This window comes from Listeria booriae (assembly GCF_000766865.1).
GTDB lineage: Bacteria > Bacillota > Bacilli > Lactobacillales > Listeriaceae > Listeria_A > Listeria_A booriae.
Map to the genome: position 1 here is coordinate 559,066 of NZ_JNFA01000011.1, position 26,953 is coordinate 586,018.

Genomic DNA, 26,953 nt, shown 5'->3' on the forward strand with positions numbered 1-26,953 from the left:
ATAGAGTTAAATTTTCCAAAAAAGGATGGATGTATCATGGCAGTATCAATGCGTTTAGATAAATTTTTAAAAGTATCAAGACTCATCAAACGGCGTACCGTTGCCAAAGAAGTCGCTGAAAAAGGGCGCATTTCCGTCAACGGCACAGTAGCCAAACCAGGCACGAACGTCAAAGAAGGCGACGAACTAATCATCAAATTCGGTCAAAAAACCGTCACCGCACGAATTGACCGTCTCGAAGAAAACGCGCGCAAAGAAGTCGCAACCGAAATGTACACAATCTTAAAAGAAGAACGCAAAGAAGAAGAATAAACGAATAATCGAGTTTGGAGCGGGCAACCATTTCAAGCTCTTTTTTCGCATCTAAGAGGAGGAAAACCAATGAAAGCCATCATGTACGTTGCCCACGGAAGCCGCCTACCCGAGAAAAACCGCGAATTCCGCCATTTCGTAGAACAAATTATGCAAAAACGCCCAGAATCCTGTCAAAAAATCGCCTTCCTAGAAAAAGAAGACGAAACAATGGCCATCATCGGCGAATCAATCATCGCAGCAGGCGCCAAAGAAATCACCGTCGTACCAATGCTTTTATTCCCAGCGATGCACGCTACCAAAGACATCCCCGACCAAGTCGCGCAACTAAAAAAACAGCACCCCGATGTAGTTTTCCGAATCGCAGACACGTTTGGCGCCGAGCAAGAAGTCGCCGCAGTTGCCGCAGCAAAAATCAAAGCCACCCGTCCCGACCAAGACGCCGCCATCCTTGTCATCGCCCACGGAAGCGCATCCTACGCAGAACCGAGGACCGAAATGCAAACCGTCACGGCCTCGATTGCCACCCAACTACAGCTCCCCGTCGCACTCGGCATGCTTCACGGCGAACCGAACTACCGCACCATCGCAACCGAACTCGCCGCCAAGCACGAAAACGTCCACTGGATGCCCTATTTCCTTTTTCAAGGCCAGCTCGTCGACAAAATCCGCGCTGGAATTAGCGAAATCAGCGGAACACAGTGGCACGAAGCAGACAGCCTAGACCTAGACACGGCAATGATAACCGCCGTCATCCGCAAAATAACCGAGGTCACACCATGAACAGCGGCTACCCAGTTTCACTACAACTCACAGGCAAAAACATCACCATCATCGGCGGCGGCAAAATCGCGACCCGCAAAGCACAAGGCTTACTAAACACTGGCGCAAACATCACCATCGTTGCCCCAACATGCACGCCCGAACTCGCGCAAATGCACATCGCCCGCATCCAATCCGAGTACAAACCAGAGCACATCCAAGACGCCTTCCTCATTTTCTGCTGCACGAACAACCAAGAAACCAACGAACAAATCACCAAAGACGCGGCCCCGCACCAACTCATAAACGACTGCTCCACCAAGGAAAGATCCAATTTTTACAACATGGCCACCATCCAGAAACCAGACTACCTACTCGCGATTTCCACAAACGGCAACGACCCAACCAAAACAAAAGCCATCCGCGAAAAATTCGAACAAAGCACAGAGCTTTGAAAATAAATCCAGCTAAAGAGGGAACACATTATGAAACGTTTTTTGAAATATACCGTATTATTCATCTGGCTAACCGTTTTCATGTACTATTATTACGAAATTTTCCCAAGAACAATCTTATGGTTGATGATAAGCATCCCTTTAGCAGGTATCAGTTGCTGCTTCATCATAAAAATGTTCGAAAAACCTACATCCAATAAGTAAAACCCAGAGGCCCAATCCAAGCGGTCTCTTTTTTTCAGTGTTTTCCCCAATATCCAAATCCTCCCCATCCTCCTATAATGAACTTATCTATTCATATCATTATTTGTTCACATATTCACAAATGCTAGGAGGAGAATACCATGCAAAAACAAAATCTAGTCATGATCGGCAATGGAATGGCAGGCGTGCGCACAATCGAAGAAATTCTCGACCGCAATCCAGATAAATACAACATCACCATCATTGGCGACGAGCCTTACCCTAACTACAACCGGATCATGCTTTCGAATATTCTACAAAACAAAATGACCCAATCCGAAATCGTTCTAAATGACGAAACCTGGTATGCAGGCAATCAAATCACACTACATACAAACGAAAAAGCCCTACTCATCGACCGCCAAGCAAAAATTATCACCACAACAAAACGCAATATCTCCTACGACCGCCTCATTTTGGCGACAGGTTCCAGAGCCTTCATTCTACCAATTCCAGGCGCAGATTTAGAAGGTGTTCTAGGATTCCGAACCATCGACGACACAGAAAAAATGATCGAAATCTCCCAAAAATACGAACGAGCTACCGTCATTGGCGGTGGTCTACTTGGCTTAGAAGCAGCGCGCGGGCTTCTTGACCAAGGCATGGACGTGACCGTTGTCCATCTCGCAGACTGGCTGATGGAAACCCAACTCGATGCCAAAGCAGGCGAACTTCTAAAAGCTGATCTAGAGGCACAAGGCATGAAATTCCTGATGCAAAAAGCAACGTCCAAAATCCTCGGAAAATCACGCGTAACAGGTCTAGCCTTCAAGGACGGCTCGCAGATTGAGACGGATTTAGTTGTGATGGCTATCGGAATTAAGCCAGAAATCGAATTAGCACAACACGCCAATCTACCAACGGGGCGCGGCATCGTAGTCGATGATTTTATGACCACAGCTGACCCAGATATTTTTGCAGTAGGGGAATGCGCGGAGCATAATGGCATCGCATACGGCCTTGTAGCACCGCTTTACGAACAAGGCAAAGTCCTCGCCGACCATCTGTGCGACATCGAAACACTAGGCTATCAAGGTAGCAAAATGTTCACCCAACTCAAAGTATCCGGCTGCGACCTGTTCTCAGCAGGCAGCATCAAAGAAAACGCCGAAGTCAAAGGCGTAACCATCTTCAACAGCATCGATAACAAATACAAAAAAATCTTCGTAAAAGACGGCAAACTAGTAGGCGTCGTGCTTTACGGTGACACAACAGAAGGAAATCGCCTCTACAACGTGCTCAAAAAAGAAGAAGCGATCGACGATTTCACGCTCGTTTCCCTCCTTCACAAGGCAGGCGAATCAGAAGCGACCAACATCGCAGAAATGCCAGACGACGAGTCCGTATGTGGCTGTAACGGTGTTTGCAAAGGCGACATCGTCAGCGCCATTACCGAAAAAGGGCTAACAACTATCGGCGAAGTTACTGCACACACAAAAGCAGGCGGCTCTTGCGGAAAATGTAAACCAATTATCGGCGAAATTCTAGAACACACGTTAGGCGATGACTTCGTGAACGCAGCACCAGCAGGCATTTGCGGATGTACCGACCTATCACGCGACCAACTTATCATTCAAATTCGTGCGAAATCCCTACAAAACGCCAAAGAAGTCCGACACGTACTCGGCTTCCGCAACCCAGAAGGCTGCTCGAAATGCCGTCCAGCACTCAATTACTACCTCAACATGGTTTGGCCGCACGACCACCAAGACGAACCAGAAAGCCGCTACGTCAACGAAAGATTGCACGCGAACATCCAGAACGACGGCACATACTCCGTTATTCCAAGAATGTACGCCGGCAAAACCGATCCACAACAACTGATCAAAATTGCCAAAGTCGCCGAAAAATACGATATTCCACTTTTAAAACTCACAGGTGGGCAACGAATTGGCTTATATGGCGTCAAAAAAGAAGACTTGCCGAAAATCTGGGAAGAACTCGACATGCGTTCAGGCTTTGCTTACGGAAAAACATTGCGTACTGTCAAATCATGCGTCGGCGCGAAGTTCTGCCGTTTTGGAACACAAGATTCCCTCGCGCTCGGCGAAGCATTAGAACGTCGCTTCGAATTCGTAGACACACCACATAAATTCAAAATGGGCGTCTCCGCATGTCCGAGAAGCTGCGTCGAATCCGGTGTCAAAGACTATGGCATCATCGGCGTCGAGAACGGCTTCCAAATCTACATCGGTGGTAACGGCGGAACCGAAATCAAAGAAGCGCAACTTCTGACTACTGTCGCCACCGAGCAAGAAGTCCTAGACATTTGCAGCGCCTACGTTCAATATTACCGCGAAACCGGCGTCTACATGGAACGTACCGCGCCTTGGCTAGAACGGATGGGCTTTGAACACGTTCGCGATATCATCTTAGACCCAGCCGAACAAGCGCAACTAAAAGCATCGCTCGACGAAGCACTCGAAGGTCGCGACGACCCATGGAAACAAGTTTTGCAAGACGAAGAAAAACAAAAACTATATCACGTAGAAAGAGTGTGATTTTGCGATGACAAAAACATATATTGCCGACATGGCAAGCCTAACGCCGCTAATCGGGCGCGAAGTCCAATTCAATGATACTGCGATTGCGCTGTTTCGCCTTTCTGATGACAGCATTAAAGCCATCGAAAACCGCTGCCCGCACAAGAAGGGCCCACTAGCAGAAGGCACCGTTTCAGGCACGCACGTATTTTGCCCGTTACATGACTATAAAATTTCGCTAACAACAGGAGAAGTCGCCGCTCCTGACGAAGGCTGCGTCCAAACATACGAAACCGTCGTCGAAAACGGCCAAATATTCTTGGTTACCGAATGATGACAAATGTTTACCTTATCGGCGCTGGCCCAGGCGACCCAGGACTCCTAACTCAAAAAGGCCAGCGTCACTTGCAAACCGCCGATGTCATTATTTACGACCGTCTCGTCAATCCGATTCTGCTTCATCACGCGAAACAAGACGCGACGCTCATCTACTGCGGCAAACTACCGAAACACCACACGATGCGCCAAGAGCAAATCAACGAAACGATTATCGCGTACGCCAAACAAGGCAACAAGGTTGTCCGTCTGAAAGGCGGCGACCCCGCGATATTCGGACGGGTTGGCGAAGAGATGCGCGCGATATCTGACGTGGGACTTACGTACGATGTTGTGCCAGGCATTACGGCTGCCTCGGCTGCGGCAATCTATGCGGGAATTCCCTTAACGCACCGCGAACATAACGCCCACGTCGCATTCGCAACAGGTCACGGACGCAACGGCCAACTCGCAGAACAAGACTTAAGCCATTTAGCACTCGGCGGCACACTCGCTTTTTATATGGGCATCGAGAACTTGCCACGAATCTGTGAAAACATTAGCAAAAACGAGACGCTCACTGAACTTCCCGTCGCGATTATCGAATGGGGAACGTTAGGGCGCCAACAAGTTTTGACTGGAACGCTACAAAATATCGAACAACGACTTGCCGCAACAACGATGGCGAATCCGGCTATTATTTTGCTAGGACAAGTTGTTACCGAACGCCAAGCCACATCCTGGTTTGAAGAAAAGCCGTTATTTGGCAAACGCCTCATCCTAGCCACTACATCAGCCGCAGACTTCGATACCATCTATGATTACACCGAACAAGGCGCACACATCTACGTCGTACCTGAACTCGCCAACCCTGACCAGCGCTACGACGATATAACTACGCGAACCTTAACCAATCAGCAGTGGGACGGCGTCATTTTGCAAGACAAAGCCACACCAAGCCTTTTTCAAAAAGAAATGTCTCGATTGGGCATAAATGAAACCTTTCACATATTCCCAAATGACCTCGCTCCGTGTTATTCTAAATAAGTAATGAAGAAAGGAATGACACACTAATGACCGAACAAGATATAGCAAGTGAACTTATCGATATCCGTCTCCAACTAGGACTCGACTTTGTAGGTATTGCAACGGCTATCGCGACCGGTAACCAAAAAGAAATACGCTGGAAATACGTCGCAGGCAACCGCAACAACCGCTACCAAAAAATTGTCCTCCAAGTTGGCAAAGGAATCGCTGGCATCGTGTGGCGTACTGCAAGACCAATGATCGCCGAAGATCTCAAAACCGAGCGCCAAGCTCCAATCCAAGAATATCCGATTGCCCTCACTGAAAATTTGGCCAGTATTATTGCCGTTCCGATTCTTTCCGAAGGCGCCGTGATCGCTGTGATGCTTGGAGGTAATCGCAAAGTTACCCAACTAAAAGAAGCGCTCATCACTGATTTTCAAACGATCGCAAACAAAATGGAGCCAAGTCTACTAGCCGTAAAGGAATGATGGAAATGGAATTAACCGCAGACTTACTGATGAAGGCCTACAATCAAATGAGCGACGCTGTCTTTTTGCTGCATAATAAGAGCGAAATAATTGCCTCAAATCCCGCAGCCGTAAAGCTTTTAGAACGATATAATGTGGATGTAAGCGAGTTCTGCAATTATTGCAGCGGCTACATGTCAGCCTCGGAAGAACGCACCTGCCTTGGCTGTTCTTTGCGTGACCGGACGGACAAAGAAGCTTTTCAACTATACCTACAAGCCAAAGACGGCGAACACATCCCATTTAGCGCCAGCTACACAGCCATCGACGACGCCAAACAAATCAGCGTCCTATTACTGCGCAACCTAACCCAACAACAATACACCGAACAAATCCTAAAATTAAAAACAATGACCGAATACGTCATCAACGCCCAAGAAAGCGAACGTAAACGCCTGTCTCGCGAACTACACGACGGCTTGGCACAAGGGCTATACAGCACACTCATCGAACTTCGCAAAATCAAATACATGACAGAACAAGAAGATTATGACGCCAGCATCTCCGAAATGGACTCGATGTTAGCAACAATTCTCGAAGACGTGCGAAACATGGCGGTTGAATTACGCCCATCGTCCCTTGATGACCTCGGTATTTTTGCAGCCTTAAAAGCGTATTTCAAGCGTTATGAGCAACTTTTTGGGGTGCATGTGGTTTTTGTGTCCGAATTATATGGCACGCGTTTTCCAGCAAGCGTCGAAACCATGCTTTACCGCGTCACCCAAGAAGCACTAACAAACGCCGCCAAGTATGCAGACGTCGATGAAATCGAAGTCTATCTTTTCAAAACAAAACAAAGCATTGTTCTCGAAATCAACGATCAAGGTTTAGGCTTTTCACCAGATCATTTCACAGCGCAAGGAAGTGGTTTGGGCCTACTAAACATGAAAGAACGAGTGGAACTTTTGCACGGCGACTTCGAATTACGATCCGCGCCAAACCAAGGAACCAAAGTGCTCGTTCGCATTCCAATTGAACAAAAAGGGGAGGAACAACATGATTAAGGTACTCGTAGTAGACGATCACGCGGTTGTCCGAAGCGGCTTGTCCTTTATGATTAACTCACAAGAAGACATGACGGTCGTTGGCGATGCAGCAGACGGCCTTGAAGCATATCTAGAAACCGAGCGCCACCAGCCAGACATCATTTTAATGGATCTCAGCATGCCTCCAGGCGAAAACGGCCTCGTCACCACAAAAAGAATCAAGGATAACTTTCCAGAAACAAAAGTCCTCATTTTAACGATGCACGACGACGAAGAATACCTGTTCCGCGCACTCAAACTAGGCGCATCCGGCTACATCTTGAAAAATGCCAAAGACGACGAGCTACTAGATGCCATCCGAGCCCTGTATCAAGGCGAAATGTACATCTATCCAAAAGTCACAACCGCACTCGTTCGCCAATTCCTACAACAAAATACAAGTGAGGAAGTAAGTGATTCCTACGTCCAGCTCTCCAATCGCGAACAAGAAGTTTTGCCACTCATCGCGCTTGGCTACGGCAACAAAGAAATCGCCACCAAACTATGTATCTCCGTCAAAACCGTTGAAACACACAAAGCCAACATCATGAATAAACTCGATTTAGAGTCCCGAGCCGACATCGTGAAGTACGCCATCAAGAAAAACCTCATCGATTTATAAATTGTTTCAGATAAAACTTCCTTTTTGTGTTGGAAATCTCTATAATGGGGTAAATAACATATGATTTGTAAAAAAAGGGAGTGTACATCATTTATGAAAAAGTGGAATTGGGCAAAAATTATCGCCATCTTTATCTTTGCGTCATTATTAGTGTCATTAGTATTCTCGATTTATAACTTGTTAACAACACCGGCGACAGGAACGCCAGAAGGAGATCCAACACGTAGCGACTATGCCTTAATGGTCAGCCAATGTGTGCTTGGTCTTGTAGCGATGTTCCTACCAGCCATCGTAGGCCGCCGTTTTAAATTTGAAATTCCCGGCAATATGTATTTGATTTTTATTATTTTCTTGTATTGCGCCATTTATCTTGGCGAAGTTCGTAGTTTCTATTATTTAATTCCAAACTGGGATACGATTTTGCATACGTTTAGTGGCGCGATGCTTGGAGCGCTAGGCTTCTCGGTCGTGCAATTCCTAAACGAAGACGAACACGTAACGATGAATTTAAGTCCGGCGTTCGTGGCTCTTTTCGCCCTTTGTTTCGCCGTAACACTAGGCGTAGTATGGGAATTCTACGAGTTCACCGCGGACAACTGGTTTGGCATGAACATGCAAAAAACAATGCTCGAAGACGGCACGAAACTCGCCGGCAGCGCAGCAGTTTCCGATACAATGGAAGACCTATTTGTCGATTTCCTCGGCGCACTTACATTCTCCATCATCGGCTATTTGAACCTAAAACGTAAAAAAGGTTGGATGGAGAAGTTTGAATTTAAAAAAACAGTGAATAAATAATAATATGGAAATGCTTGTAATGGAAAAATCCGTGCAAGCATTTTTGCTAGAAAAATAAATCAAGAACGCATACAAATTGCAGGATTCATCACAATTGCCACACCAATTTTCGAGCGTAAGAAAAATGACTAAATCACAAAAAAATAAAAATGGCAACTAAATAGATCAAAAACAATCAAAAAACTTCGCAGAATCACAGGATAGCGATGGACAAAAGTCTGAAATATTGGTATGATTTTAAGCGAGAACCCATTTTCAAATCGGGGTTTTTAATAGGTATGAAAGCTAACCAGCAAAATGAGGCTGGCACAGGTTTTAGTACGAAAGAAATGAGGGATGATGTGTGAAGAAAGAACAACGTAATGTCACGAGAATCAATAATCGCTACGTACAGAACGAAACAGTCATGAAGAAACAACGCTCACGCAGAAGAGTCGCCTTGTTTCGGAGACTACTAATAATCGCAGCAGCCATCGTTGTTGTTACGGGTGGTTTAGTGTATGTATACTCGCAACAAGTGAGTTTACTTCATGCCAAAGAGAATGAAAAAGTTGAATTAGACAAGAAATCACTTGCCGTAGCGAAAGAACAGAAAGAACTAAAGAGCACGATTAACAAATTACATGATGATGACTACATCGCAAAGCTGGCTAGGAGTGAGTATTTCCTTTCTGAGAAGGGGGAAATCATTTTCAATATTCCAGACGATAACGAGAAGAAGAAAGAGTCGTCCAATTAATTTGCGAAAAACAGGTTCGTGTAATTGACACTCTTTTTATATGAGCTATAATTAATGATAGAGTGAAATTTTAAGGAGGAAGCATTGTTTTATGTCGATTGAAGTAGGCAACAAGTTACAAGGGAAGATTTCTGGGATTACGAATTTTGGGGCGTTTGTTGAATTAGAGGGTGGCAAGACAGGTCTTGTGCATATTAGTGAGGTTGCTGATAACTACGTAAAAGACATCAATGATATTTTAACAGTTGGCGATGAAGTTACTGTAAAAGTCATGAATGTTGGCGATGATGGCAAGATTGGTTTGTCCATTCGTAAAGCTGTAGATCAACCAGCACGTCCAGAAAGACCAGAGAGAAGTTACAATAACGGACCTCGCAAACCTAAATACAACAAAAAAGCTGCTGAACCAGTACGTCCAGAGAATTTTGAAGATAAAATGTCTAAATTCTTAAAAGATAGCGAAGACCGTTTATCTACACTGAAACGTCAAACGGAGTCTAAACGTGGCGGCCGTGGCGCGAAACGTAGCTAATAATAAATAGCGAATAATAAGGAGCTGTTCAAAGTCAACTAAAGTCTGATTTACTTGGCTTGGGTACAACTCCTTTTTTTGCCTGATTTAATGAATGAAAGAGGTTAGAAGCACATGAATGCTCGGGAAAAGGTATTGGCGTTTATTAAGAAGCACCAACTTATCCATGAAAAAGATCAGCTGCTCGTCGGTGTTTCAGGCGGGGCCGACTCCATGGCGCTTCTTCATTTTTTAATCCAGACTGCGATAGTTCCAAGGCATGCGATTACAGTGGCGCACATCAATCATGGTTTGCGCGCTGAATCAGTGGACGAAGAACAGCTTGTTGCCGATGTTTGCGATACATATGGGATTCGCTTCGAAACAACGCAATTAGACATAAGGCATCTAGCAGAACAGGAGAAAACCGGAATTGAAGAAACCGCGCGTAAATACCGCTACACCTTTTTTCGTGGCTTAATGCGCAAATACCATTGTCAAAAACTTGTTTTAGCGCATCATGCCGATGACCAGATGGAGACGATTCTAATGCGTTTAGTACGTGGGAGTTCGGATTTAGGGTGGCTCGGGATGCAAGCCAAGCGCGATTTTGCAAATGGAATGCTGATTCGTCCCTTTCTACCAATTACAAAAGAGGAAGTTGTTGCGTTTTGCGATGCGGAGGAAGTACCGTATTTAGAAGACGCTAGCAATCAAGAAGACAGCTACACGCGAAACCGATACCGCAAGGCCTTATTGCCCTTTTTAAAACAAGAAAATGGCAATGTTCATGAGCAATTTTTACGATTTTCCGAAGAAACGACGGCAGATTTTCAGTTTTTGAATCAATTGGCAGAGCAAGCCATGTTGGGAATGGTGACCTATGGCGAGAAGGAAGTGAAGTTGTCGCTCACAGAGTGGAAGCAACTAGCCCAACCTTTACAACGCCGCACAATTCATTTACTATTGAAATATCTGTTTAAAGACAATATCTCACTTATATCAGCAGGACATATCGACCAAATTATGCGCCTAAACACAGAAAAAAATCCATCTGGTATACTTCATTTGCCGAATGGACTCACTGTGCGACGTGCTTACGAAGAATTGGCGTTTTTAACAGAGACGATTAGCAAAGCGCAAGAATTTTATCATCAATTATATGATGGTGACCGCGTGACACTGCTAGACGGAGCTGAGATTCGCTTGAAAACAAAGAGTTCCGTTGTTCAAACAGCAGGGCTCGACGGTATCATCGTGAATCAAGCAGACATCCAGTTGCCGCTAATTATTAGAGGTCGGATGAACGGTGATCGCATGAAAACAACAGGAGGAACGCGCAAGCTCAAATCCATTTTCATCGATGCCAAAATTCCCAAACATGAGCGTGATACATGGCCAATCGTGACGGACTACTCGGGTGAAATTTTATGGATTCCGGGTGTTCAAGCTTCTGTGTATCAAGCCAAACCAAGTCGTGAAACAAAGCAATATATTATAAGATATCATCGTAATTTAGGAGGAAACAAAAACATGCACAACGAAATTCAAAAAGTGTTGATTAGCGAAGAAGAAATCCAGGAGAAAATTGCTGAGTTAGGTAAAGAACTGACGGCAGAATATGAAGGTCGTTTTCCATTAGTCATTGGTGTGCTTAAAGGCGCGACCCCATTCATGACTGATTTGCTAAAACGCGTCGACACGCACTTAGAAATGGATTTCATGGACGTATCGAGTTATGGTAACGGCACTGTCTCTACAGGAGAAGTGAAAATTATTAAAGACCTAAACACATCTGTAGAAGGACGCGACGTATTAATCATTGAAGACATCATTGACAGCGGACGCACACTAAGCTATTTAGTAGACCTATTGAAATACCGCAAAGCCAAATCCGTAAAACTTGTAACACTGCTTGATAAACCAGAAGGACGCAACGTAGAAATTGACGCAGATTATGTCGGTTTTGTTGTTCCAAATGAATTCGTTGTTGGCTATGGCCTTGACTTCGCAGAGCGTTATCGCAATCTGCCTTACATCGGCGTGCTAAAGCCAGAAATCTACGCGGACTAATTTAGTTCACAAATTGAAATAAGTTTGTTAACATATAGAAAACAGTAGCCAATGTAGCAAGAACGCGCTAAATTTTTCCTGTCATAAAAAAACCTCACCCACAACATGCAAATCATTGGGAAATTGCCGTTCGGTATGCTATCATTAGTCTTAGTTTTTAGCTCAATATGCCTATTTGAGAAATTATAATAAACCATGCTTTTATTTAATAGAAAGTCTTCGTAAGGGGAACAAAAGCCGGATTCGTTTTTGCACAAAGAAAGGGAGCAGCAAGTTACGCCCGATTTTTAAGATGTGAAGAAACTAGTCTAAGCTCTTACGTGGGAGGAGGTAAGGAATGAACCGCTTTTTTAGAAATGCCATATTTTACGTTATCATTTTCCTAGTAATCATAGGGATTGTGGCCACATTCAACAACAATAGTGAAACAGCGAAAGAAATTAGTTACGATGAGTTCATCTCGAAAATGGGTGACGATCAAATCAAGTCATTCTCCATTCAGCCAGACCGTAGCGTTTACGTCATTGATGGAGAACTAAAAGACGCAGTAAAAACAGATAGCAAAGTCGGCAAAGACCAAACAACAACGAAATTCACGACTTATGCAATCAACAGCGATCAATTGCTAACACAAATGGACAAGTTAGCAGATGACCATGATGTGAAAATGACAGTCGTTCCTGCCAAACAAAACAGTGGCTGGATTACGTTCTTCACTTCCATCATTCCATTCGTTATTATTTTCATCTTGTTCTTCTTCTTGATGAGCCAAGCACAAGGTGGCGGCGGTGGCGGTCGAGTTATGAACTTTGGTAAAAGTAAAGCCAAACTTTATAACGACGACAAGAAGAAAGTTCGCTTCACCGATGTAGCCGGAGCAGACGAAGAGAAACAAGAGTTAGTAGAAGTCGTGGAATTCTTGAAAGATCCGCGCAAATTTGCTGAACTTGGCGCACGTATTCCGAAAGGGGTCTTACTTGTAGGTCCTCCAGGAACAGGTAAAACATTACTTGCTCGTGCAGTAGCCGGTGAAGCAGGCGTACCGTTCTTCTCTATCAGTGGTTCGGACTTCGTAGAAATGTTCGTTGGTGTCGGTGCAAGCCGTGTCCGTGACCTTTTTGAAAATGCGAAGAAAAACGCACCGTGTATTATCTTTATCGATGAAATTGACGCAGTTGGTCGTCAACGTGGCGCAGGAATGGGCGGCGGACATGACGAACGCGAACAAACATTGAACCAATTGCTAGTAGAAATGGATGGTTTCGGCGGTAACGAAGGAATCATCATTATTGCAGCGACTAACCGTGCCGACGTACTTGACCCAGCGTTACTACGTCCAGGTCGTTTTGACCGTCAAATTATGGTTGACCGTCCAGATGTTAAAGGACGTGAAGCTGTACTACAAGTCCACGCACGTAATAAACCACTTGCGAAAAGCGTTGACTTAAAAGCAATCGCACAACGTACGCCAGGATTCTCTGGTGCCGATTTAGAGAACTTACTGAATGAAGCCGCACTCGTTGCAGCCCGTTCCGATAAGAAAGAAATTGATATGAAAGACTTAGACGAAGCAAGCGATCGCGTTATCGCCGGCCCAGCTAAGAAAAACCGGGTTATTTCCGTCAAAGAACGCCGTACCGTTGCGTATCATGAAAGTGGTCACGTAATCGTCGGAATGGTACTTGACGAAGCAGAAGTAGTCCACAAAGTAACAATCGTTCCACGCGGACAAGCAGGCGGTTATGCCGTTATGCTGCCAAAAGAAGATCGCTTCCTAATGACGAAAGCCGAATTAATGGACCGTATCACTGGTCTATTAGGTGGACGTGTAGCCGAAGAAGTCGAATTTGGTGAAGTAACAACAGGAGCAAGTAATGACTTCGAACGTGCGACACAAATTGCGCGCCGGATGGTAACTGAATGGGGTATGAGCGATAAAATCGGTCCACTTCAATTCACATCTGGTAATGATCAAGTCTTCATGGGTCGCGATTTTGGTAATGGCAAGAACTATTCCGATAAGATTGCCTACGAAATTGATACCGAAGTACAAAGCTTAATCCGTTACTGTTATGACCGTGCGAAGAACATTATTCTAGAGCACAGAGCGCAACACACGTTGATTGCTGAAACGCTTCTAGAAGTAGAAACATTAGACGCACGCCAAATCCGTTCTCTGTATGAAGACGGCGTAATGCCATCCGAAATGGACGCTGACCAACAAATGTCTGAATTCCCATCTGAGAAAGACGAAGTAGCACCAAAGTCTTTTGAAGAAGAGAAGAAAGAAATGGTTGAAGAAGCGAAGGACGATAAGATTTGGGATTATGAGAATAAAGAAGAAAAAGCAGAGAAGGAAGCAGAATCAGACGCACCGAAAGAAGTTGTGACTGAAGAAGCTCCAGATGCTGAAAAAACACCGAATGATGATAAAAAAGGTGAATAAGTAAGATTTTTGAGCCAGTACATGATTGTTGTGTGCTGGTTTTTTTGTTGGGGTTCTATTATGCGATTAGTGTTTTGTTTGGGAACTTCACACCCTACGAAAAAAGTCGAAAGAAGGTGCTCCCGCTGTTAGATTTGTTTGATGCTGGATTTTTTGGTTTGGTTACTGGTTTTGGGTGTCATGGTCTTTCTAAGTGTTGTAATCATGTTATGGTGGGAATTCTATGTTTGGATAGACTTATCTCTGTTTCGCGGTCCAGCTTCACGGGCTAGCCCCTCGAAAACTTCACGCCCTCCATAAAAATCAAAAGAGGATTTTTACTGCGGCCGCTCCAGTTTTTTTCGGGGCTGGACGAGCCCGTTCAGCTTTTCATGTTATTGGTCAAAATAAGACAAATTACTCGGCTTTTCACAAAATCCGTGTTATGATACTCTAGAAAAATCGCAAAAAAGGATGGTGGCGAAGTTGATTTTAGTGATTGATGTCGGCAATACGAATATTACTATCGGTGTTTATGAAGATAAGGAATTACTGAAACATTGGCGCATGACAACGGATCGTCACCGGACGTCAGATGAACTTGGCATGATGGTTTTGGATTTTTTTCAATATGGTGGGATTTCATCAAAGGCAATCGAAGGGATTATTATTTCTTCTGTTGTTCCGCCGATTATGCACTCGCTTGAAGCCATGTGCTTTAAATATTTTGAAATTGAGCCGCTAATCGTTGGTCCTGGTATCAAAACGGGGCTAAATCTCCAAGTCGAGAATCCGCGCGAAGTTGGGGCGGACCGAATTGTGAATGCTGTCGCTGTCATTGAAGAATACGGCGCGCCAGCTATCATTGTTGATTTTGGAACGGCGACGACATTTTGTTATATTGACGAAAAATCGCGTTATCATGGTGGGGCAATTGCGCCTGGTATCATGATTTCAACGGAGGCGCTATACAATCGTGCGGCTAAACTGCCACGCGTGGACGTTACAGAAGCCCCGAAAGTCATCGGCAAAAGTACTATCAACTCGATGCAATCAGGCATTTATTATGGTTTTATCGGCCAATATGAAGGCATTGTCAAGGCAATGAAGCAAGAGACGTCCACAGAACCAATCGTTGTTGCAACGGGAGGTCTTGCCAGACTAATCAGCGGCAAATCAGAAATAACAGATAAAGTAGACCCATTTTTAACATTAAAAGGGTTACGCATTTTATTTGAACGCAATCAATAACCAATAAAGGAGTTAATCACGAATGAGCGATTATTTAGTAAAAGGCTTAGCGTATGGCGGAATGGTCCGTGTTTACGCTGCAATAACAACCGAAACAATAGGCGAAGCACAACGTCGCCACGACACATGGTCCATTTCCTCAGCAGCACTAGGCAGATCCATGACAGCAACACTTTTCCTAGGCGCCATGCAAAAAGAAGACCAAAAAGTAACCGTCAAAATTGAAGCAAACGGCCCCATCGGTCCAATCATTACGGATAGCAACACGCAAGGACAAGTCCGTGGTTACGTAACAAATCCGCATGTCCATTTCAGCGAACTAAACGAATTTGGTAAACTAGACGTCCGTCGCGGTGTCGGAACAGAAGGAACACTGTCTGTCGTTAAAGACATCGGTTTCCGTACCAATTTCACAGGACAAGTTCCCATCGTATCCGGAGAAGTCGGCGAAGATTTCACGTATTACCTTGCAAAATCAGAACAAATCAACTCATCACTAGGAGTCGGCGTACTCGTAAACCCTGACGACACCATCGAAGCAGCTGGCGGTTTCATGTTGCAACTACTACCAGGCGCAGACGACGCAATCATCGACGAAATCGAGAAGAACTTAAAAGACTGCCCAACCATTTCCCGACTTATTGACGCTGGCGAAACACCAGAACAAATTTTGGCGAGACTTGCAGGCGGCGAAGAAAATCTCCAAATCCTTGAAAAAATGCCAGTCGCTTTCGAATGTAACTGCTCCAAAGAACGATTCGGCAACGCGATTATCTCGCTAGGCAAAGAAGAGATCCGTCAAATGATCGAAGAAGACCACGGCGCGGAAGCTGAATGTCACTTCTGCCGCAACAAATATCACTTCGACGAATCCGAACTAGAGAAATTTTACGAAGAAGCAAATTGATTTTTAAAAGGCGGTTCAGTGTTTGAATCGTCTTTTATATTTGACAAAGTAGGTCGGAATTGATTAAAGTAAAAGAAAGATTATTGAAGGAGTGTTGAGAAAATGACAATTGCAAACTCAATTACAGACTTAATCGGCAAAACACCAATCGTGAAATTAAATAGACTTCCAGAGAGCGGAAGCGCAGACGTTTATGTGAAATTAGAATTCCAAAATCCCGGTGGTAGCGTGAAAGACCGTATTGCCAACGCGATGATTGAAGACGCAGAACAATCTGGAGCATTAAAACCAGGCGACACAATTATCGAACCTACAAGTGGAAACACAGGAATCGGCCTTGCGATGGTTGCAGCAGCCAAAGGATACCGCGCCGTTTTTGTAATGCCAGAAACGATGAGTTTAGAGCGCCGCAAGTTGCTTCAAGCATATGGTGCAGAATTAGTCCTAACACCAGGCCCTGACGGCATGAAAGGCGCAATCGCCAAAGCCGAAGAACTCGCAAAAGAACATGGCTATTTTGTCCCACAACAATTCCACAACCCATCCAACCCAGCAGTCCACGAACGCACAACAGGCCCAGAAATCGTCGAAGCATTCGGCAAAAGCGGTCTAGATGCCTTCATCGCGGGCGTTGGAACAGGCGGAACTGTATCAGGCGCAGGACACGTACTTAAGAAGAACTACCCGGACATCAAAATTTATGCCCTAGAGCCAACCGAATCCGCAGTACTTTCAGGAAGCGCACCATCACCTCATAAAATCCAAGGAATTGGCGCAGGCTTCATTCCAGATACACTGGACACGAAAGTATACGATGACATCATCCAAGTTTCCAGCGAAGATGCCCTTGAAACAGCACGCGAAGTAGCGAAAAAAGAAGGAATTCTAGTCGGGATTTCCTCAGGAGCAACAATCTACGCCGCATTAAACCTTGCAAAAGAACTTGGCGCTGGCAAAAAAGTGTTAGCTATCGTAGCAAGCAACGGCGAACGTTATTTGAGCACAGCGTTATACAATTTCGAGTAATCTCATGAATTTTTAACGCGCGCCACAGCAGAATTTCGCGGATAACGGTTATTATAGTACTTGTAAGACCACAACAATAAGTCGATTTCCATTACTTCCTCGTGATGGAAAGAAGGAACCAACGCCACCAACGCGTTGGTTTTTTTGTTTTCAGCGCGCCGACAAACGCCCAGTTCCGTCGTTAAAAGCTCCGTTCCGATGCTCTTCTACGCTTCGCTACGCATAACTTCTCACATGGTCGAGGATACGACTCTCTCCCTGTTTTCAGTCAACGTACTCTAGTACGCTCCGCTTTGTTGGAACTGTTCGACGTGAAACGAGTTACAGTTCCAATATAAGCGTGAACGAAGTGAAGGGTTAATCCTTTCCTAGGATCTGGGCATTTGTCGGCGCGCTGAAGTTTGGAGGCACGGATTGGTTTTTGTTTTTGATATAGTTTTTTACAGTAAAAGAAAGGCGCCGAGGCACCTTCCTTACTCAACTTATAAACTCGTACTCAAAATAATTGGTCCTTTTGGGGTCTGGCTGTCATTATCTGGTTCGATTGTTATGGCTACTGTATCAAACTTTGCATCCGTTGGGATAGAGTGGATTACGCCGCCGTGCCCATCGTCATTTGCTATGAAAGTGCCTGCTCGTGTTGGTTTGCCGTCAAGTAGCAGCCAAACTTGGTAGCACTCAGCGCCGTTTAATCGGTTTAAATTTTGTGCTTGAATGACTAGTGTGTTTTGTGATCCTTTTTGAATTAATGAAGCCGTAGCGGTTGCTGTCACATTGTCAGATGCTTGCAAAGCCTTCGATGTTTTCGTGATGTCGGTATCTTCCGTCGCCTGTTTCGTATCTTGGTCGCGCGTCGCAATCACGTAGAAATTCCCCGCTAGAGAAATGACTAGTGCAGCGACCAAACTCGGAATAACCCAGCGTCGTTTTCGTTTAGGCACTATATTCACGATTTTCTCCACTTTGTTATTGTTTGGCACCACCGTCTCTTGCTCCTGCGCAAACACATTGCCTAGCACCCGTTCCTTCATGTCCTCAGGAGGAGTTACGGATTCAGACAAGTAAGGCAAATCAGCCATCAAAGCCTCAAGCTCCTGTACTTCCGCCTTAAGTTCCGGCAACCGTTCCATCGCCGCCTCAAACTCCAGTCGCGCTTCCGCGCTTAAATCATTGTTGATATAATCCAAAATCTGCGCACTATAATCACGCTCGCTCATCTAAATCCCTCCTCTCTCCATTGCTGTCCAGCGCGGTTCGCAAGTGTTGCAAAGCCAGCCGAAGCCTTCCTTTCACCGTTCCAAGCGGTATGCCAAAATGATCCGCAATTTTTTGCTGGGAATAGCCGTTAAAATAAAACAAGTGAATCATTTCCTGCTGATTTTCCTTCAAATGTCCGATAGCTTGCTTCAAAATCTCTTTTTTCTCCTTCCATTCTAATATTTCATCCGGTGTCGGTTCATTATCCTCTAGTTTTTCCCGTTCTTCCTGCAATTCATAAGGAACTTCTTTTTGTTTACGCATGAGGTCAATGCTGAGATTTCGCGTCACCGTCAACAACCACGATGCGAATTTGCCTTTTGCAGAATCATATAAACCAGGTTTTACCCACAGTTTCATAAAAACTTCCTGCACGACTTCCTCTGCCTGCTCCTTACTCCCCGTCATTCGGTACGCAAAAGAAAACACTAATTTGTGATACTGATCATAGAGTTCCTCAAGCGCCGATTTGTCACCCTGCCCAATACGATTATAAAGGTCAGTGTCATTTTCAGGCATACTCATCCTCCCTTTCCCCAAGGTAAGTCTAGAATAGCACATTCCCAAGAAAAAAGTCCTTCTATAGAAACTAACGAACGAAAACCCTTTTTGGATCAAAAAATAAATTTTAAAAAAAGTGATCCATTCCTTCTTTTGCTTCGTAAGCTATATGTAAAACAAATCAAAAGGAGTGGGAAAAATGAAAATGAAAAAATGGTTAACACCAGTATTAGGCTTGGCATTAATAGTTTCACCGGTAACAGGGGCATACGCGGCAGAAACAACACCAACAGTCAAAACACCTGCATCTGATTTGCGGGCAACATTCGATTACTTACTATCAGAACACTACGCTTTAGCAGTGGACACGATGATAAAAACATATGATGGCAACAAAGCAGCGCCAGAAGCAGCAAAAGCGCTAGACCAAAATGCGAAAGATATGGAACCAGCCATCGCATCTATATACGGTGAAGAAGGCGGAAAGCAATTCGAAGCTATCTTCGCACCACATAACGCCGCGACTGACGACTACGCCAAAGCTGTAAAAGACGGAGATAAAACAGCGCAAGACGCAGCAACAAAAGAAGTAAATAAATTCGTAAACGATATGGCGGTCTTCCTTTCCACGGCTACAGGCGGTAAATTACCAGAAGCAGGCGCAAAACAAGCACTTGCCGAACATGAAGCAGACGTCCAACAAGTATTTGACCAATACGTAGCAAAAGATTATGAAGGCGCTTATAAAACCTATTTAGCAGGCTTTGAACAAATTTTCGGCGCTGGTAAAGCAATTTCAGGAGCTATCGTAGCGCAAAATCCAGATAAATTTAATAATACAAAACCTGACACAGCCGCCGCCGACTTACGTTCCGCGTTAACGATGCTTGGAAGCGAGCACTTCGCATTGGCAACACTAAGTATGGAAAAAGGCTATGACGGCGATCCGGACTACGACTATGTCAACTGGGCGCAAGATCAAAACACGGCAGCATTCAAAGCAGCATTCACATCAATCTATGGCGCGGATGCAGGCAATCAATTCGAAAAACTCTGGACTACGAATCATATCAACGCTCAAGCAGACTTAGCAGCAGCGACAGCAGCAAAAAACACAGACAACGAACAAAAAGACAAAACCCGTCTTACCAACACATTTGCCAATGACTTCGGTAATTTCCTAGCAACAGCCACAGACGGTAACCTCCCAGCCAAAGATGCCATCGCAGCATTAACCCAGCATGAAACAACCGTAACAGACACATTCGATAAATATGTTTCCGCTGACTACGCAGGATCATACGCATCGTATCGCGAAGGCTACAAACTAATGTCAGGAATCGGCGAGAACCTAGGTGGAGCAATCGTTACACAATTCCCAGATAAATTTAGCGACAAAATGCCAACCAGCATGCCGAACACAGGAATGGGCGGCGAACAAACGAATCACAGCCTTGCCCTTTGGATAGGACTTAGCGCCATCATTCTCGCAGGAGCAGGATTCATCATTTTCCGCCAACAAAAGCAACAACACCGTTAAAAAAATGAGGTGAAACCGATGAAAATTTTTCTAACAAGTATCACTGCAATCGTTGCAATCATCATTTTGGCATTCGCGATTCATCCTTTTGCAACCGAAGACGAGCCAAAGATACAAGTCAAACACGACGAACAACCCACAAAAGGCAAAATCGTAAGCCAAATCTCCGAATTCCCAATTTACGCAAAACAACAACGAGAAATCGATGCCATCCGAGCCGAGAAGCAAAAAGAACAGACAGGCATCACCCCAGTTCGGATTGAAATACCCGCAATTCAAGTTGACACAGCAGTGATACAAGTTGGAAAAACAGCAGACGGTCAGATGGAAGTGCCAAACAACATTGTCCAAACAGGTTGGTACGAGCCGGGATACGCACCTGGTGGCCAAGGGAAAGCAGTTATCGCGGGTCATGTTGACAGCAAGAAGGGACCTGCCGTATTTTTCTATCTAAAGGAATTGCGAGCGGGAGATAAAATTTTTCTAACAGATAAAACGGGCAGGAAATTAACGTTCTCCGTTCAGAGTAAGAAGAGCTATCTCGCTGAGAAAGCGCCGATTGACGAGATTTTCGGTTCATCGGCGGATCGCTTGCTAAATCTGATTACCTGTACTGGCACATTTGATTACGAGCGGCGAACACATCCCGACCGGCTGGTAGTAACGGCAAAACTAACAAACGACAGCGCGTTGAAAAAAGACGTACCGAAAGCACCGACGAATTTAAAACGTGTAGGTGATAATATTACATGGCATGCGAATCGTGCGGCTGACGTTATCGGGTATCGAGTTTATCGGATAAAAGGTGATAAGCGGGTGAAGGTTGCTAGTGTGGCGGCGACGGAGAGGAAGAGTGTCGTTGCCAAGAAGAAGGATGGGGAGAAGATTGTGGTTGTGACGGTGAATAGTGATGGGATGGAGTCGGAGTTTGGATATGTAGTGGAATGAAGTGAGTGTGTGGTCTGTTTTGGGGTATGGCGATGGGAAACAATGTTTTTGTTTGCAGAGTGTGGCGTCACATTTAGCGCCTCCGGATCTAGCTTCACGGGCTAGCTCCTCGAAAACTTCACGCCCTCCATAAAAAGCAAGAGCGGCTTTTTCCTGCGGCCGCTCCAGTTTTTGTCGGAGCTGAACGAGCCCGTTCAGCTTTTCAGTGTTTTCTAATCAAATTCTAACAAAAAACTCAGTAGAATCTTGTTTTGGTGGTTTATTATATAAACATAAGCTAACAACAAGCAAAACTAAGTTTCATTTTTTCCCTTTTTAAAATGAAAACTTAACACTCCCTTTTTGACCAGCGTGGTTACTCCCTTTTCCGCGCTGGTTTTTTGTTGTGCTCAAAAGCATGGTTGACCGAAAAAAATACAATTCATGATATACTGATTTTAAAAAGGGGTGAACTTGGTTGAGGAAAACTTGGTTGAAGGAACATCCAACGATGGTGATGGGGATTTTAAATATTACGCCTGACTCATTTTCGGATGGTGGAAATTACATAACGCAAGAGCAAATTAAAGCAAAAGCGATTGAAATGGCGAATGACGGCGCGGCTATTATTGATATTGGTGGCGAATCAACGCGTCCGGGTTATCGTGAAATTCCAATCGACGAGGAAATCGAGCGTGTTATCCCGGCGGTCCGAGCTGTCCGCGAAGCGCTTCCGGATATTTGGATTTCTATTGACACGTGGAAATCAGAAGTCGCGCTAGCCGCGGTTCAAGCGGGTGCTGACATTATCAACGACCAGTGGGGCGCAAAACGTGATCCAAAAATCGCGCAAATCGCTGCCACATTCGGCGCACCAATTATTCTCATGCACAACCGAACCAATCGCGATTACACGAATTTCATGACAAATGTCAAAGAGGACCTACAAGAAAGCATCGAAATTGCCAAAAATGCCGGAGTCCCAAATCATCATATTCTTTTAGATCCCGGTTTCGGCTTCGTAAAAACACCAGCGCAAAATTTAGAAGTTCTTCGCCGAATCGATGAGCTAGTCGCAATGGGTCACGAAGTCCTGCTAGGCACAAGCCGCAAATCCACTATCGGGCTCGTTCTTGATTTACCAGTAGACGAACGAATGGAAGGCACTGGCGCGACGGTCGTATACGGCCAAACAAAAGGCTGCACAATTTTCCGCGTCCACGATGTCAGACCAATCCAACGCATGATCACGATGACAGATGCCATTCTCGGCAACACGGAAGCCCCACATAACTAAGGAGGAATTTTAAAAATGGATAAAATATACTTAAATGAACTAACATTTTACGGATATCACGGCGTTTTGCCAGAAGAAAATACACTAGGTCAAACTTTCATCATCTCATTAACACTTGGTGTATCCACTGAAAAAGCCGGGAAATCCGACGAAGTAACCGATACAGTAAGCTACGCAGAAGTATACGAAACCGTCAAAGAAATCGCCCAACAAAAACAATTCAAGCTAATCGAAGCACTAGCCGAAACAATCGCATCCACCGTTTTGCATGATTATCCGCTCATCAAAGAAATCACTGTCAAAGTGACCAAACCGAACCCACCGATTCCCGGTCATTACCACTCCGTGGCTGTCGAAATCACAAGGACGTCCAACCATGCCTAACGCATACCTATCCATCGGAACAAATATCGGAAATCGCCAAGAAAATCTCGAAAACGCACTAAAATCACTAAATCAAACCGAAAACATCAAAATCACACACGTTTCCAGTGTTTACGAAACCGACCCAGTAGGCTTCGAAGACCAAGATGCCTTCCTAAACATCGCGGTAGCCCTAGAAACAACACTAGACCAAGAAACACTCTTGCAAACAGGCCTAAACATTGAAACAGAACTAGGTCGCGTACGCCTCATTCGCTGGGGCCCGCGCCTTATCGATATCGACTTACTTTTATATGATGACATCAAACAACAAAGCCCAACCCTAGAACTCCCACATCCAAGAATGACCGAGCGCGCCTTCGTCATGATTCCGCTCCAAGAAATCGCACCAGACGTTGTAGCCCCACTTTTACAAAAAGAAGTTTTGCAAGACCAAGGCATCCATAAAACCAAAATCAAGCTAGAGTGGTAAATTTGGCACTTGCACTTTGAGCGAGATGTGTTACCATAACAATATTGTTTTAAAAGGAGAAATCAAGCCGCAGTCTCGAGCGGTTATTCTATTTCAGGAAAGAAGGATTTAGCTATGTGGAAAATTGGCAATGTACCAATTAAAAACAGAGTCGTCGTCGCACCGATGGCTGGAATTTCAAACTCTGCGTTCCGCCTAACCGTCAAAGAGTTCGGCGCAGGTCTAGTCTGCTGTGAAATGATAAGCGATAAGGGGATTGCTTACCGTAACGCCAAAACACTCGACATGCTCTACATTGACGAAAAAGAAAAACCGCTGAGCCTACAAATTTTTGGCGGTGAGAAACAAACACTAGTCGAAGCAGCCAAGTTCGTCGCAGAAAACACAACTGCTGACATCATCGACATCAACATGGGTTGCCCTGTTAACAAAATCATCAAATGCGAGGCCGGTGCCAAATGGCTTCTTGATCCAAATAAAGTATACGACATGGTTTCCGCAGTAGTAGACGCTGTCGACAAACCAGTAACCGTAAAAATGCGTATCGGTTGGGATGACGAGCACGTATTCGCCGTTGAAAACGCCCAAGCAGCCGAACGCGCAGGAGCAAGTGCAGTCGCAATGCATGGCCGTACTCGCGTTCAAATGTACGAAGGAAAAGCTGACTGGAACGTCCTAGCCGAAGTGAAGAAGAACATCTCCATTCCATTCATGGCAAACGGAGACGTCCAAACACCCGAAGACGCCAAAGCAATTCTAGAACAAACAGGCGCAGACGGAGTTATGATTGGCCGCGCAGCACTAGGAAACCCGTGGATGATCTACCGCACCGTTCACTATCTAGAAACAGGCGAACTACTCCCAGAACCAGAACCACGCGAAAAAATTGAAACGGCATTACTACATTTACAACGCCTTATCTCATTAAAAGGTGAAAACATCGCCGTTCGCGAATTCCGCCAACACGCAGCATACTACCTCAAAGGCGCCCGCGGAAGCACCCGTGCCAAAGTTGCGGCAAACCAAGCAACCGAGTACACAGAAATGGAAGCCATTTTACGAGGCTTTGTTGATCAGTACGAAGAGAAGAACCTAGCCAAACAATAATATCAGAGTTGTCTCATTGCATTTTGAGGCAACTTTTTTCAAATAAAACTAGAAAAACAAACCCGAAAGAGCGTATAATGAAACTATCTGTATAACTAGAAAAGAATAGGAGTGTCAAATATGTCCCATGAGAATCATGAAGAACTAAACGACCAGCTAATCGTGCGTCGTGAAAAACTAGATACATTGCGAGCAGAGGGAATCGATCCATTCGGCGCTAAATTCGTCCGGACAATCAGCCCAGAAGAAATCGTTAGCCAATACGAAGGCAAAACAAAAGAAGAACTAGAAGAAGCGGCAATCGAAGTATCCGTTGCAGGACGTATCATGACAAAACGTGTCAAAGGAAAAGTAGGCTTCACGCACATCCAAGACCGTTTCCACCAAGTTCAAATATATATCCGCAAAGACGGCGTAGGCGAAGAGGCATACGACTTATTCAAACTAGCAGACCTAGGAGACATCGTCGGCGTCACAGGCACAATTTTCTTAACAAACACAGGCGAACTATCCGTAAAAGCCACAGAATTCACAATGCTAAGCAAGTCCCTACGTCCCTTACCAGACAAATTCCACGGCCTAAAAGACGTCGAACAACGCTACCGTCAACGCTACCTAGACCTAATCACAAACGCAGAAAGCCAACAACGTTTCGTAATGCGCAGTAAAATTATGCAATACACACGGAACTATCTAGACAACATTGGCTACCTAGAAGTAGAAACACCAGTACTACACACAATCGCCGGCGGAGCAGCCGCAAAACCATTCATCACGCACCACAATGCGCTTGATATGGAACTCTATTTACGTATCGCCCTAGAACTTCATCTAAAACGTCTAATCGTTGGTGGTATGGACAAAGTATACGAAATTGGTCGCGTATTCCGTAACGAAGGCGTATCAACCCGTCATAACCCAGAATTCACGATGCTAGAAACATACGCAGCATTCGAGAACTTCGAAGACATCATGGAACTAGTCGAAGGCCTAATCTCCACAGTATGTCAGAAACTACACGGAACAACAGTCATCACATACGGCGAAGACCAAATCGACCTAACACCAAACTGGACCCGTCTACATATGGTAGATGCAGTAAAACAATACACAGGCGTAGACTTCTGGAACGTCAAAACAACAGAAGAAGCCCGCGCACTTGCCAAAGAGCATAACGTACCAATCACAGAACACATGACTTACGGCCACATCCTAAATGAATTTTTCGAAGTATTCGTCGAAGAAAAACTTATCCAACCAACGTTCATTTACGGTCACCCAATCGAAATCTCACCACTAGCCAAAACAAATAAAGAAGACAGCCGTTTCACAGACCGCTTTGAAGTATTCATCGTAGGCCGCGAACATGGCAATGCCTTCTCAGAGCTAAATGACCCAATCGATCAACGCCAACGCTTCCTAGCGCAAGTCTCAGAACGCGAACATGGCAATGACGAAGCACACAACATGGACGAAGAGTTCCTAGAAGCCTTAGAATATGGCTTACCACCAACAGGAGGACTAGGAATCGGAATGGACCGTCTAGTAATGCTACTAACCAACGCACCATCCATCCGCGACGTCCTATTATTCCCAACAATGAAACCAAGAGACTAACCAACGAAATCGTGTTTTTGCCATCATGCAGAAACACGATTTTTCTCCATAAAAAAACCATTTAAAAAATCTTTTTTTAAAATGTGAACTTTTTTTGTCAAATACACTTGCCAAGGTCTCAAAAACGTGATATATTAGTAAACGTTCCAGCGAATAAATAAAACAACAAGAGAGTCAAATAAATTTTTTTGAAAAAAATACTTGACAACAAACGCTGTGAAGTGTAAGATATAAGAGTTGCTGCTAAAACACTTTAGCGCTTCTGAATGACCTTTGAAAACTGAACAAAAAACAAAGATAAAACCAAGAAAACAGCAATGTTTTCAGGTAAGAATCGCAGGGCGGAAA

At 44.8% G+C, this 26,953-nt stretch carries 27 protein-coding genes; 24 read left to right on the top strand and 3 right to left on the bottom strand.

What is annotated here, in order from left to right; translation table 11 throughout:
- Positions 1–48: 48 nt before the first annotated feature.
- The 3 genes from EP57_RS05775 (at position 49) to EP57_RS05785 (ending at position 1,529) form a co-directional block, all read left to right on the top strand.
- The gene (locus EP57_RS05775; RefSeq protein WP_277619746.1) at positions 49–312 is read left to right on the top strand and encodes an RNA-binding S4 domain-containing protein; all 264 of its coding nucleotides are present in this window, start codon (positions 49–51) and stop codon (positions 310–312) included.
- Between the two features lie 69 nt (positions 313–381).
- Positions 382–1,095 carry a sirohydrochlorin chelatase gene (locus EP57_RS05780; RefSeq protein ID WP_036084976.1) on the top strand — a complete coding sequence of 238 codons (714 nt, stop codon included), beginning with the start codon at positions 382–384 and terminating at the stop codon, positions 1,093–1,095.
- Complete coding sequence (locus tag EP57_RS05785; protein WP_036084978.1) at positions 1,092–1,529, top strand: precorrin-2 dehydrogenase/sirohydrochlorin ferrochelatase family protein; 438 nt, start codon at positions 1,092–1,094, stop codon at positions 1,527–1,529. The genes EP57_RS05780 and EP57_RS05785 overlap by 4 nt, the downstream gene beginning before the upstream one ends.
- Positions 1,530–1,621: 92 nt before the next feature.
- Here the strand turns inward: EP57_RS05785 and EP57_RS16940 are convergent, their stop codons facing one another.
- A complete protein-coding gene (locus tag EP57_RS16940) occupies positions 1,622–1,783 on the bottom strand; it encodes a hypothetical protein (RefSeq protein WP_159106418.1) in 162 nt (53 codons plus the stop codon).
- Between the two features lie 90 nt (positions 1,784–1,873).
- On the opposite strand from EP57_RS16940, the gene nirB reads away from it, so the two are divergent.
- The 14 genes from nirB (at position 1,874) to cysK (ending at position 17,503) form a co-directional block, all read left to right on the top strand.
- Complete coding sequence (nirB, locus tag EP57_RS05795; protein WP_036084980.1) at positions 1,874–4,273, top strand: nitrite reductase large subunit NirB; 2,400 nt, start codon at positions 1,874–1,876, stop codon at positions 4,271–4,273.
- Between the two features lie 7 nt (positions 4,274–4,280).
- Positions 4,281–4,589, top strand: coding sequence for a nitrite reductase small subunit NirD (gene nirD / locus EP57_RS05800; RefSeq protein ID WP_052167577.1), 309 nt, complete (start codon positions 4,281–4,283; stop codon positions 4,587–4,589).
- Complete coding sequence (gene cobA / locus EP57_RS05805) at positions 4,586–5,617, top strand: uroporphyrinogen-III C-methyltransferase (RefSeq protein ID WP_077916796.1); 1,032 nt, start codon at positions 4,586–4,588, stop codon at positions 5,615–5,617. The genes nirD and cobA overlap by 4 nt, the downstream gene beginning before the upstream one ends.
- A 26-nt stretch (positions 5,618–5,643) precedes the next feature.
- The gene (locus EP57_RS05810; protein ID WP_036084981.1) at positions 5,644–6,087 is read left to right on the top strand and encodes a GAF domain-containing protein; all 444 of its coding nucleotides are present in this window, start codon (positions 5,644–5,646) and stop codon (positions 6,085–6,087) included.
- A gap of 5 nt (positions 6,088–6,092) precedes the next feature.
- Positions 6,093–7,130: a sensor histidine kinase gene (locus EP57_RS05815; protein WP_159106419.1), complete on the top strand. Its 1,038-nt coding sequence runs from the start codon at positions 6,093–6,095 to the stop codon at positions 7,128–7,130.
- Positions 7,123–7,773, top strand: coding sequence for a response regulator (locus EP57_RS05820; protein ID WP_036084983.1), 651 nt, complete (start codon positions 7,123–7,125; stop codon positions 7,771–7,773). The genes EP57_RS05815 and EP57_RS05820 overlap by 8 nt, the downstream gene beginning before the upstream one ends.
- A gap of 93 nt (positions 7,774–7,866) precedes the next feature.
- Entirely contained in the window at positions 7,867–8,571 is a 705-nt protein-coding gene (locus EP57_RS05825) for a DUF2238 domain-containing protein (protein WP_036084985.1), read from the top strand.
- 343 nt (positions 8,572–8,914) lie between these two features.
- Positions 8,915–9,310, top strand: coding sequence for an FtsB family cell division protein (locus EP57_RS05830; protein ID WP_036084986.1), 396 nt, complete (start codon positions 8,915–8,917; stop codon positions 9,308–9,310).
- Positions 9,311–9,401: 91 nt separating this feature from the next.
- Positions 9,402–9,842, top strand: coding sequence for a S1 domain-containing RNA-binding protein (locus tag EP57_RS05835; RefSeq protein ID WP_036084987.1), 441 nt, complete (start codon positions 9,402–9,404; stop codon positions 9,840–9,842).
- A 114-nt stretch (positions 9,843–9,956) separates the two neighbouring features.
- Positions 9,957–11,894, top strand: a complete 1,938-nt coding sequence (gene hpt, locus EP57_RS05840) for a hypoxanthine phosphoribosyltransferase (RefSeq protein WP_036084988.1) — start codon at positions 9,957–9,959, stop codon at positions 11,892–11,894.
- 337 nt (positions 11,895–12,231) lie between these two features.
- A complete protein-coding gene (gene ftsH, locus EP57_RS05845; protein ID WP_036084989.1) occupies positions 12,232–14,340 on the top strand; it encodes an ATP-dependent zinc metalloprotease FtsH in 2,109 nt (702 codons plus the stop codon).
- 465 nt (positions 14,341–14,805) lie between these two features.
- The gene (locus EP57_RS05850; protein WP_036085135.1) at positions 14,806–15,570 is read left to right on the top strand and encodes a type III pantothenate kinase; all 765 of its coding nucleotides are present in this window, start codon (positions 14,806–14,808) and stop codon (positions 15,568–15,570) included.
- 22 nt (positions 15,571–15,592) lie between these two features.
- Positions 15,593–16,477, top strand: a complete 885-nt coding sequence (hslO, locus tag EP57_RS05855; protein WP_036084991.1) for an Hsp33 family molecular chaperone HslO — start codon at positions 15,593–15,595, stop codon at positions 16,475–16,477.
- Between the two features lie 102 nt (positions 16,478–16,579).
- Entirely contained in the window at positions 16,580–17,503 is a 924-nt protein-coding gene (gene cysK, locus EP57_RS05860; protein ID WP_036084994.1) for a cysteine synthase A, read from the top strand.
- 482 nt (positions 17,504–17,985) lie between these two features.
- Here the strand turns inward: cysK and EP57_RS05865 are convergent, their stop codons facing one another.
- Positions 17,986–18,720: an anti-sigma factor gene (locus EP57_RS05865; RefSeq protein WP_036084997.1), complete on the bottom strand. Its 735-nt coding sequence runs from the start codon at positions 18,718–18,720 to the stop codon at positions 17,986–17,988.
- Complete coding sequence (locus tag EP57_RS05870; protein ID WP_036084999.1) at positions 18,707–19,279, bottom strand: RNA polymerase sigma factor; 573 nt, start codon at positions 19,277–19,279, stop codon at positions 18,707–18,709. Before EP57_RS05870 ends, EP57_RS05865 begins: the two co-directional genes overlap by 14 nt.
- A 181-nt stretch (positions 19,280–19,460) precedes the next feature.
- Here EP57_RS05870 and EP57_RS05875 point away from each other — a divergent pair, with 181 nt between their 5' ends.
- The 7 genes from EP57_RS05875 to lysS all read left to right on the top strand — a co-directional run bounded on the left by EP57_RS05875 (position 19,461) and on the right by lysS (position 26,605).
- Complete coding sequence (locus EP57_RS05875) at positions 19,461–20,801, top strand: hypothetical protein (protein WP_036085001.1); 1,341 nt, start codon at positions 19,461–19,463, stop codon at positions 20,799–20,801.
- Positions 20,802–20,819: 18 nt separating this feature from the next.
- The gene (locus tag EP57_RS05880; RefSeq protein ID WP_052167578.1) at positions 20,820–21,749 is read left to right on the top strand and encodes a class F sortase; all 930 of its coding nucleotides are present in this window, start codon (positions 20,820–20,822) and stop codon (positions 21,747–21,749) included.
- 490 nt (positions 21,750–22,239) lie between these two features.
- Positions 22,240–23,025: a dihydropteroate synthase gene (gene folP, locus EP57_RS05885; protein WP_036085138.1), complete on the top strand. Its 786-nt coding sequence runs from the start codon at positions 22,240–22,242 to the stop codon at positions 23,023–23,025.
- A gap of 15 nt (positions 23,026–23,040) precedes the next feature.
- Entirely contained in the window at positions 23,041–23,409 is a 369-nt protein-coding gene (gene folB / locus EP57_RS05890) for a dihydroneopterin aldolase (protein WP_036085004.1), read from the top strand.
- The gene (gene folK / locus EP57_RS05895) at positions 23,402–23,881 is read left to right on the top strand and encodes a 2-amino-4-hydroxy-6-hydroxymethyldihydropteridine diphosphokinase (protein WP_036085007.1); all 480 of its coding nucleotides are present in this window, start codon (positions 23,402–23,404) and stop codon (positions 23,879–23,881) included. Before folB ends, folK begins: the two co-directional genes overlap by 8 nt.
- Before the next feature lie 114 nt (positions 23,882–23,995).
- Complete coding sequence (dusB, locus tag EP57_RS05900; RefSeq protein WP_036085011.1) at positions 23,996–24,988, top strand: tRNA dihydrouridine synthase DusB; 993 nt, start codon at positions 23,996–23,998, stop codon at positions 24,986–24,988.
- A gap of 120 nt (positions 24,989–25,108) precedes the next feature.
- Positions 25,109–26,605, top strand: coding sequence for a lysine--tRNA ligase (gene lysS / locus EP57_RS05905; protein WP_036085014.1), 1,497 nt, complete (start codon positions 25,109–25,111; stop codon positions 26,603–26,605).
- The last annotated feature ends 348 nt before the right edge of the window (positions 26,606–26,953 follow it).

What these genes read in the sequence shown, in the direction of transcription:
- EP57_RS05775 (WP_277619746.1), top strand. Translation starts at nt 49, where the DNA reads ATGCGTTTAGATAAATTTTTAAAAGTATCAAGACTCATCAAACGGCGT.
- EP57_RS05780 (WP_036084976.1), top strand. Translation starts at nt 382, where the DNA reads ATGAAAGCCATCATGTACGTTGCCCACGGAAGCCGCCTACCCGAGAAA.
- EP57_RS05785 (WP_036084978.1), top strand. Translation starts at nt 1,092, where the DNA reads ATGAACAGCGGCTACCCAGTTTCACTACAACTCACAGGCAAAAACATC.
- nirB (WP_036084980.1), top strand. Translation starts at nt 1,874, where the DNA reads ATGCAAAAACAAAATCTAGTCATGATCGGCAATGGAATGGCAGGCGTG.
- nirD (WP_052167577.1), top strand. Translation starts at nt 4,281, where the DNA reads ATGACAAAAACATATATTGCCGACATGGCAAGCCTAACGCCGCTAATC.
- cobA (WP_077916796.1), top strand. Translation starts at nt 4,586, where the DNA reads ATGATGACAAATGTTTACCTTATCGGCGCTGGCCCAGGCGACCCAGGA.
- EP57_RS05810 (WP_036084981.1), top strand. Translation starts at nt 5,644, where the DNA reads ATGACCGAACAAGATATAGCAAGTGAACTTATCGATATCCGTCTCCAA.
- EP57_RS05815 (WP_159106419.1), top strand. Translation starts at nt 6,093, where the DNA reads ATGGAATTAACCGCAGACTTACTGATGAAGGCCTACAATCAAATGAGC.
- EP57_RS05820 (WP_036084983.1), top strand. Translation starts at nt 7,123, where the DNA reads ATGATTAAGGTACTCGTAGTAGACGATCACGCGGTTGTCCGAAGCGGC.
- EP57_RS05825 (WP_036084985.1), top strand. Translation starts at nt 7,867, where the DNA reads ATGAAAAAGTGGAATTGGGCAAAAATTATCGCCATCTTTATCTTTGCG.
- EP57_RS05835 (WP_036084987.1), top strand. Translation starts at nt 9,402, where the DNA reads ATGTCGATTGAAGTAGGCAACAAGTTACAAGGGAAGATTTCTGGGATT.
- hpt (WP_036084988.1), top strand. Translation starts at nt 9,957, where the DNA reads ATGAATGCTCGGGAAAAGGTATTGGCGTTTATTAAGAAGCACCAACTT.
- ftsH (WP_036084989.1), top strand. Translation starts at nt 12,232, where the DNA reads ATGAACCGCTTTTTTAGAAATGCCATATTTTACGTTATCATTTTCCTA.
- hslO (WP_036084991.1), top strand. Translation starts at nt 15,593, where the DNA reads ATGAGCGATTATTTAGTAAAAGGCTTAGCGTATGGCGGAATGGTCCGT.
- cysK (WP_036084994.1), top strand. Translation starts at nt 16,580, where the DNA reads ATGACAATTGCAAACTCAATTACAGACTTAATCGGCAAAACACCAATC.
- EP57_RS05865 (WP_036084997.1), bottom strand. Translation starts at nt 18,720, where the DNA reads ATGAGCGAGCGTGATTATAGTGCGCAGATTTTGGATTATATCAACAAT.
- EP57_RS05870 (WP_036084999.1), bottom strand. Translation starts at nt 19,279, where the DNA reads ATGCCTGAAAATGACACTGACCTTTATAATCGTATTGGGCAGGGTGAC.
- EP57_RS05875 (WP_036085001.1), top strand. Translation starts at nt 19,461, where the DNA reads ATGAAAATGAAAAAATGGTTAACACCAGTATTAGGCTTGGCATTAATA.
- EP57_RS05880 (WP_052167578.1), top strand. Translation starts at nt 20,820, where the DNA reads ATGAAAATTTTTCTAACAAGTATCACTGCAATCGTTGCAATCATCATT.
- folP (WP_036085138.1), top strand. Translation starts at nt 22,240, where the DNA reads ATGGTGATGGGGATTTTAAATATTACGCCTGACTCATTTTCGGATGGT.
- folB (WP_036085004.1), top strand. Translation starts at nt 23,041, where the DNA reads ATGGATAAAATATACTTAAATGAACTAACATTTTACGGATATCACGGC.
- folK (WP_036085007.1), top strand. Translation starts at nt 23,402, where the DNA reads ATGCCTAACGCATACCTATCCATCGGAACAAATATCGGAAATCGCCAA.
- dusB (WP_036085011.1), top strand. Translation starts at nt 23,996, where the DNA reads ATGTGGAAAATTGGCAATGTACCAATTAAAAACAGAGTCGTCGTCGCA.
- lysS (WP_036085014.1), top strand. Translation starts at nt 25,109, where the DNA reads ATGTCCCATGAGAATCATGAAGAACTAAACGACCAGCTAATCGTGCGT.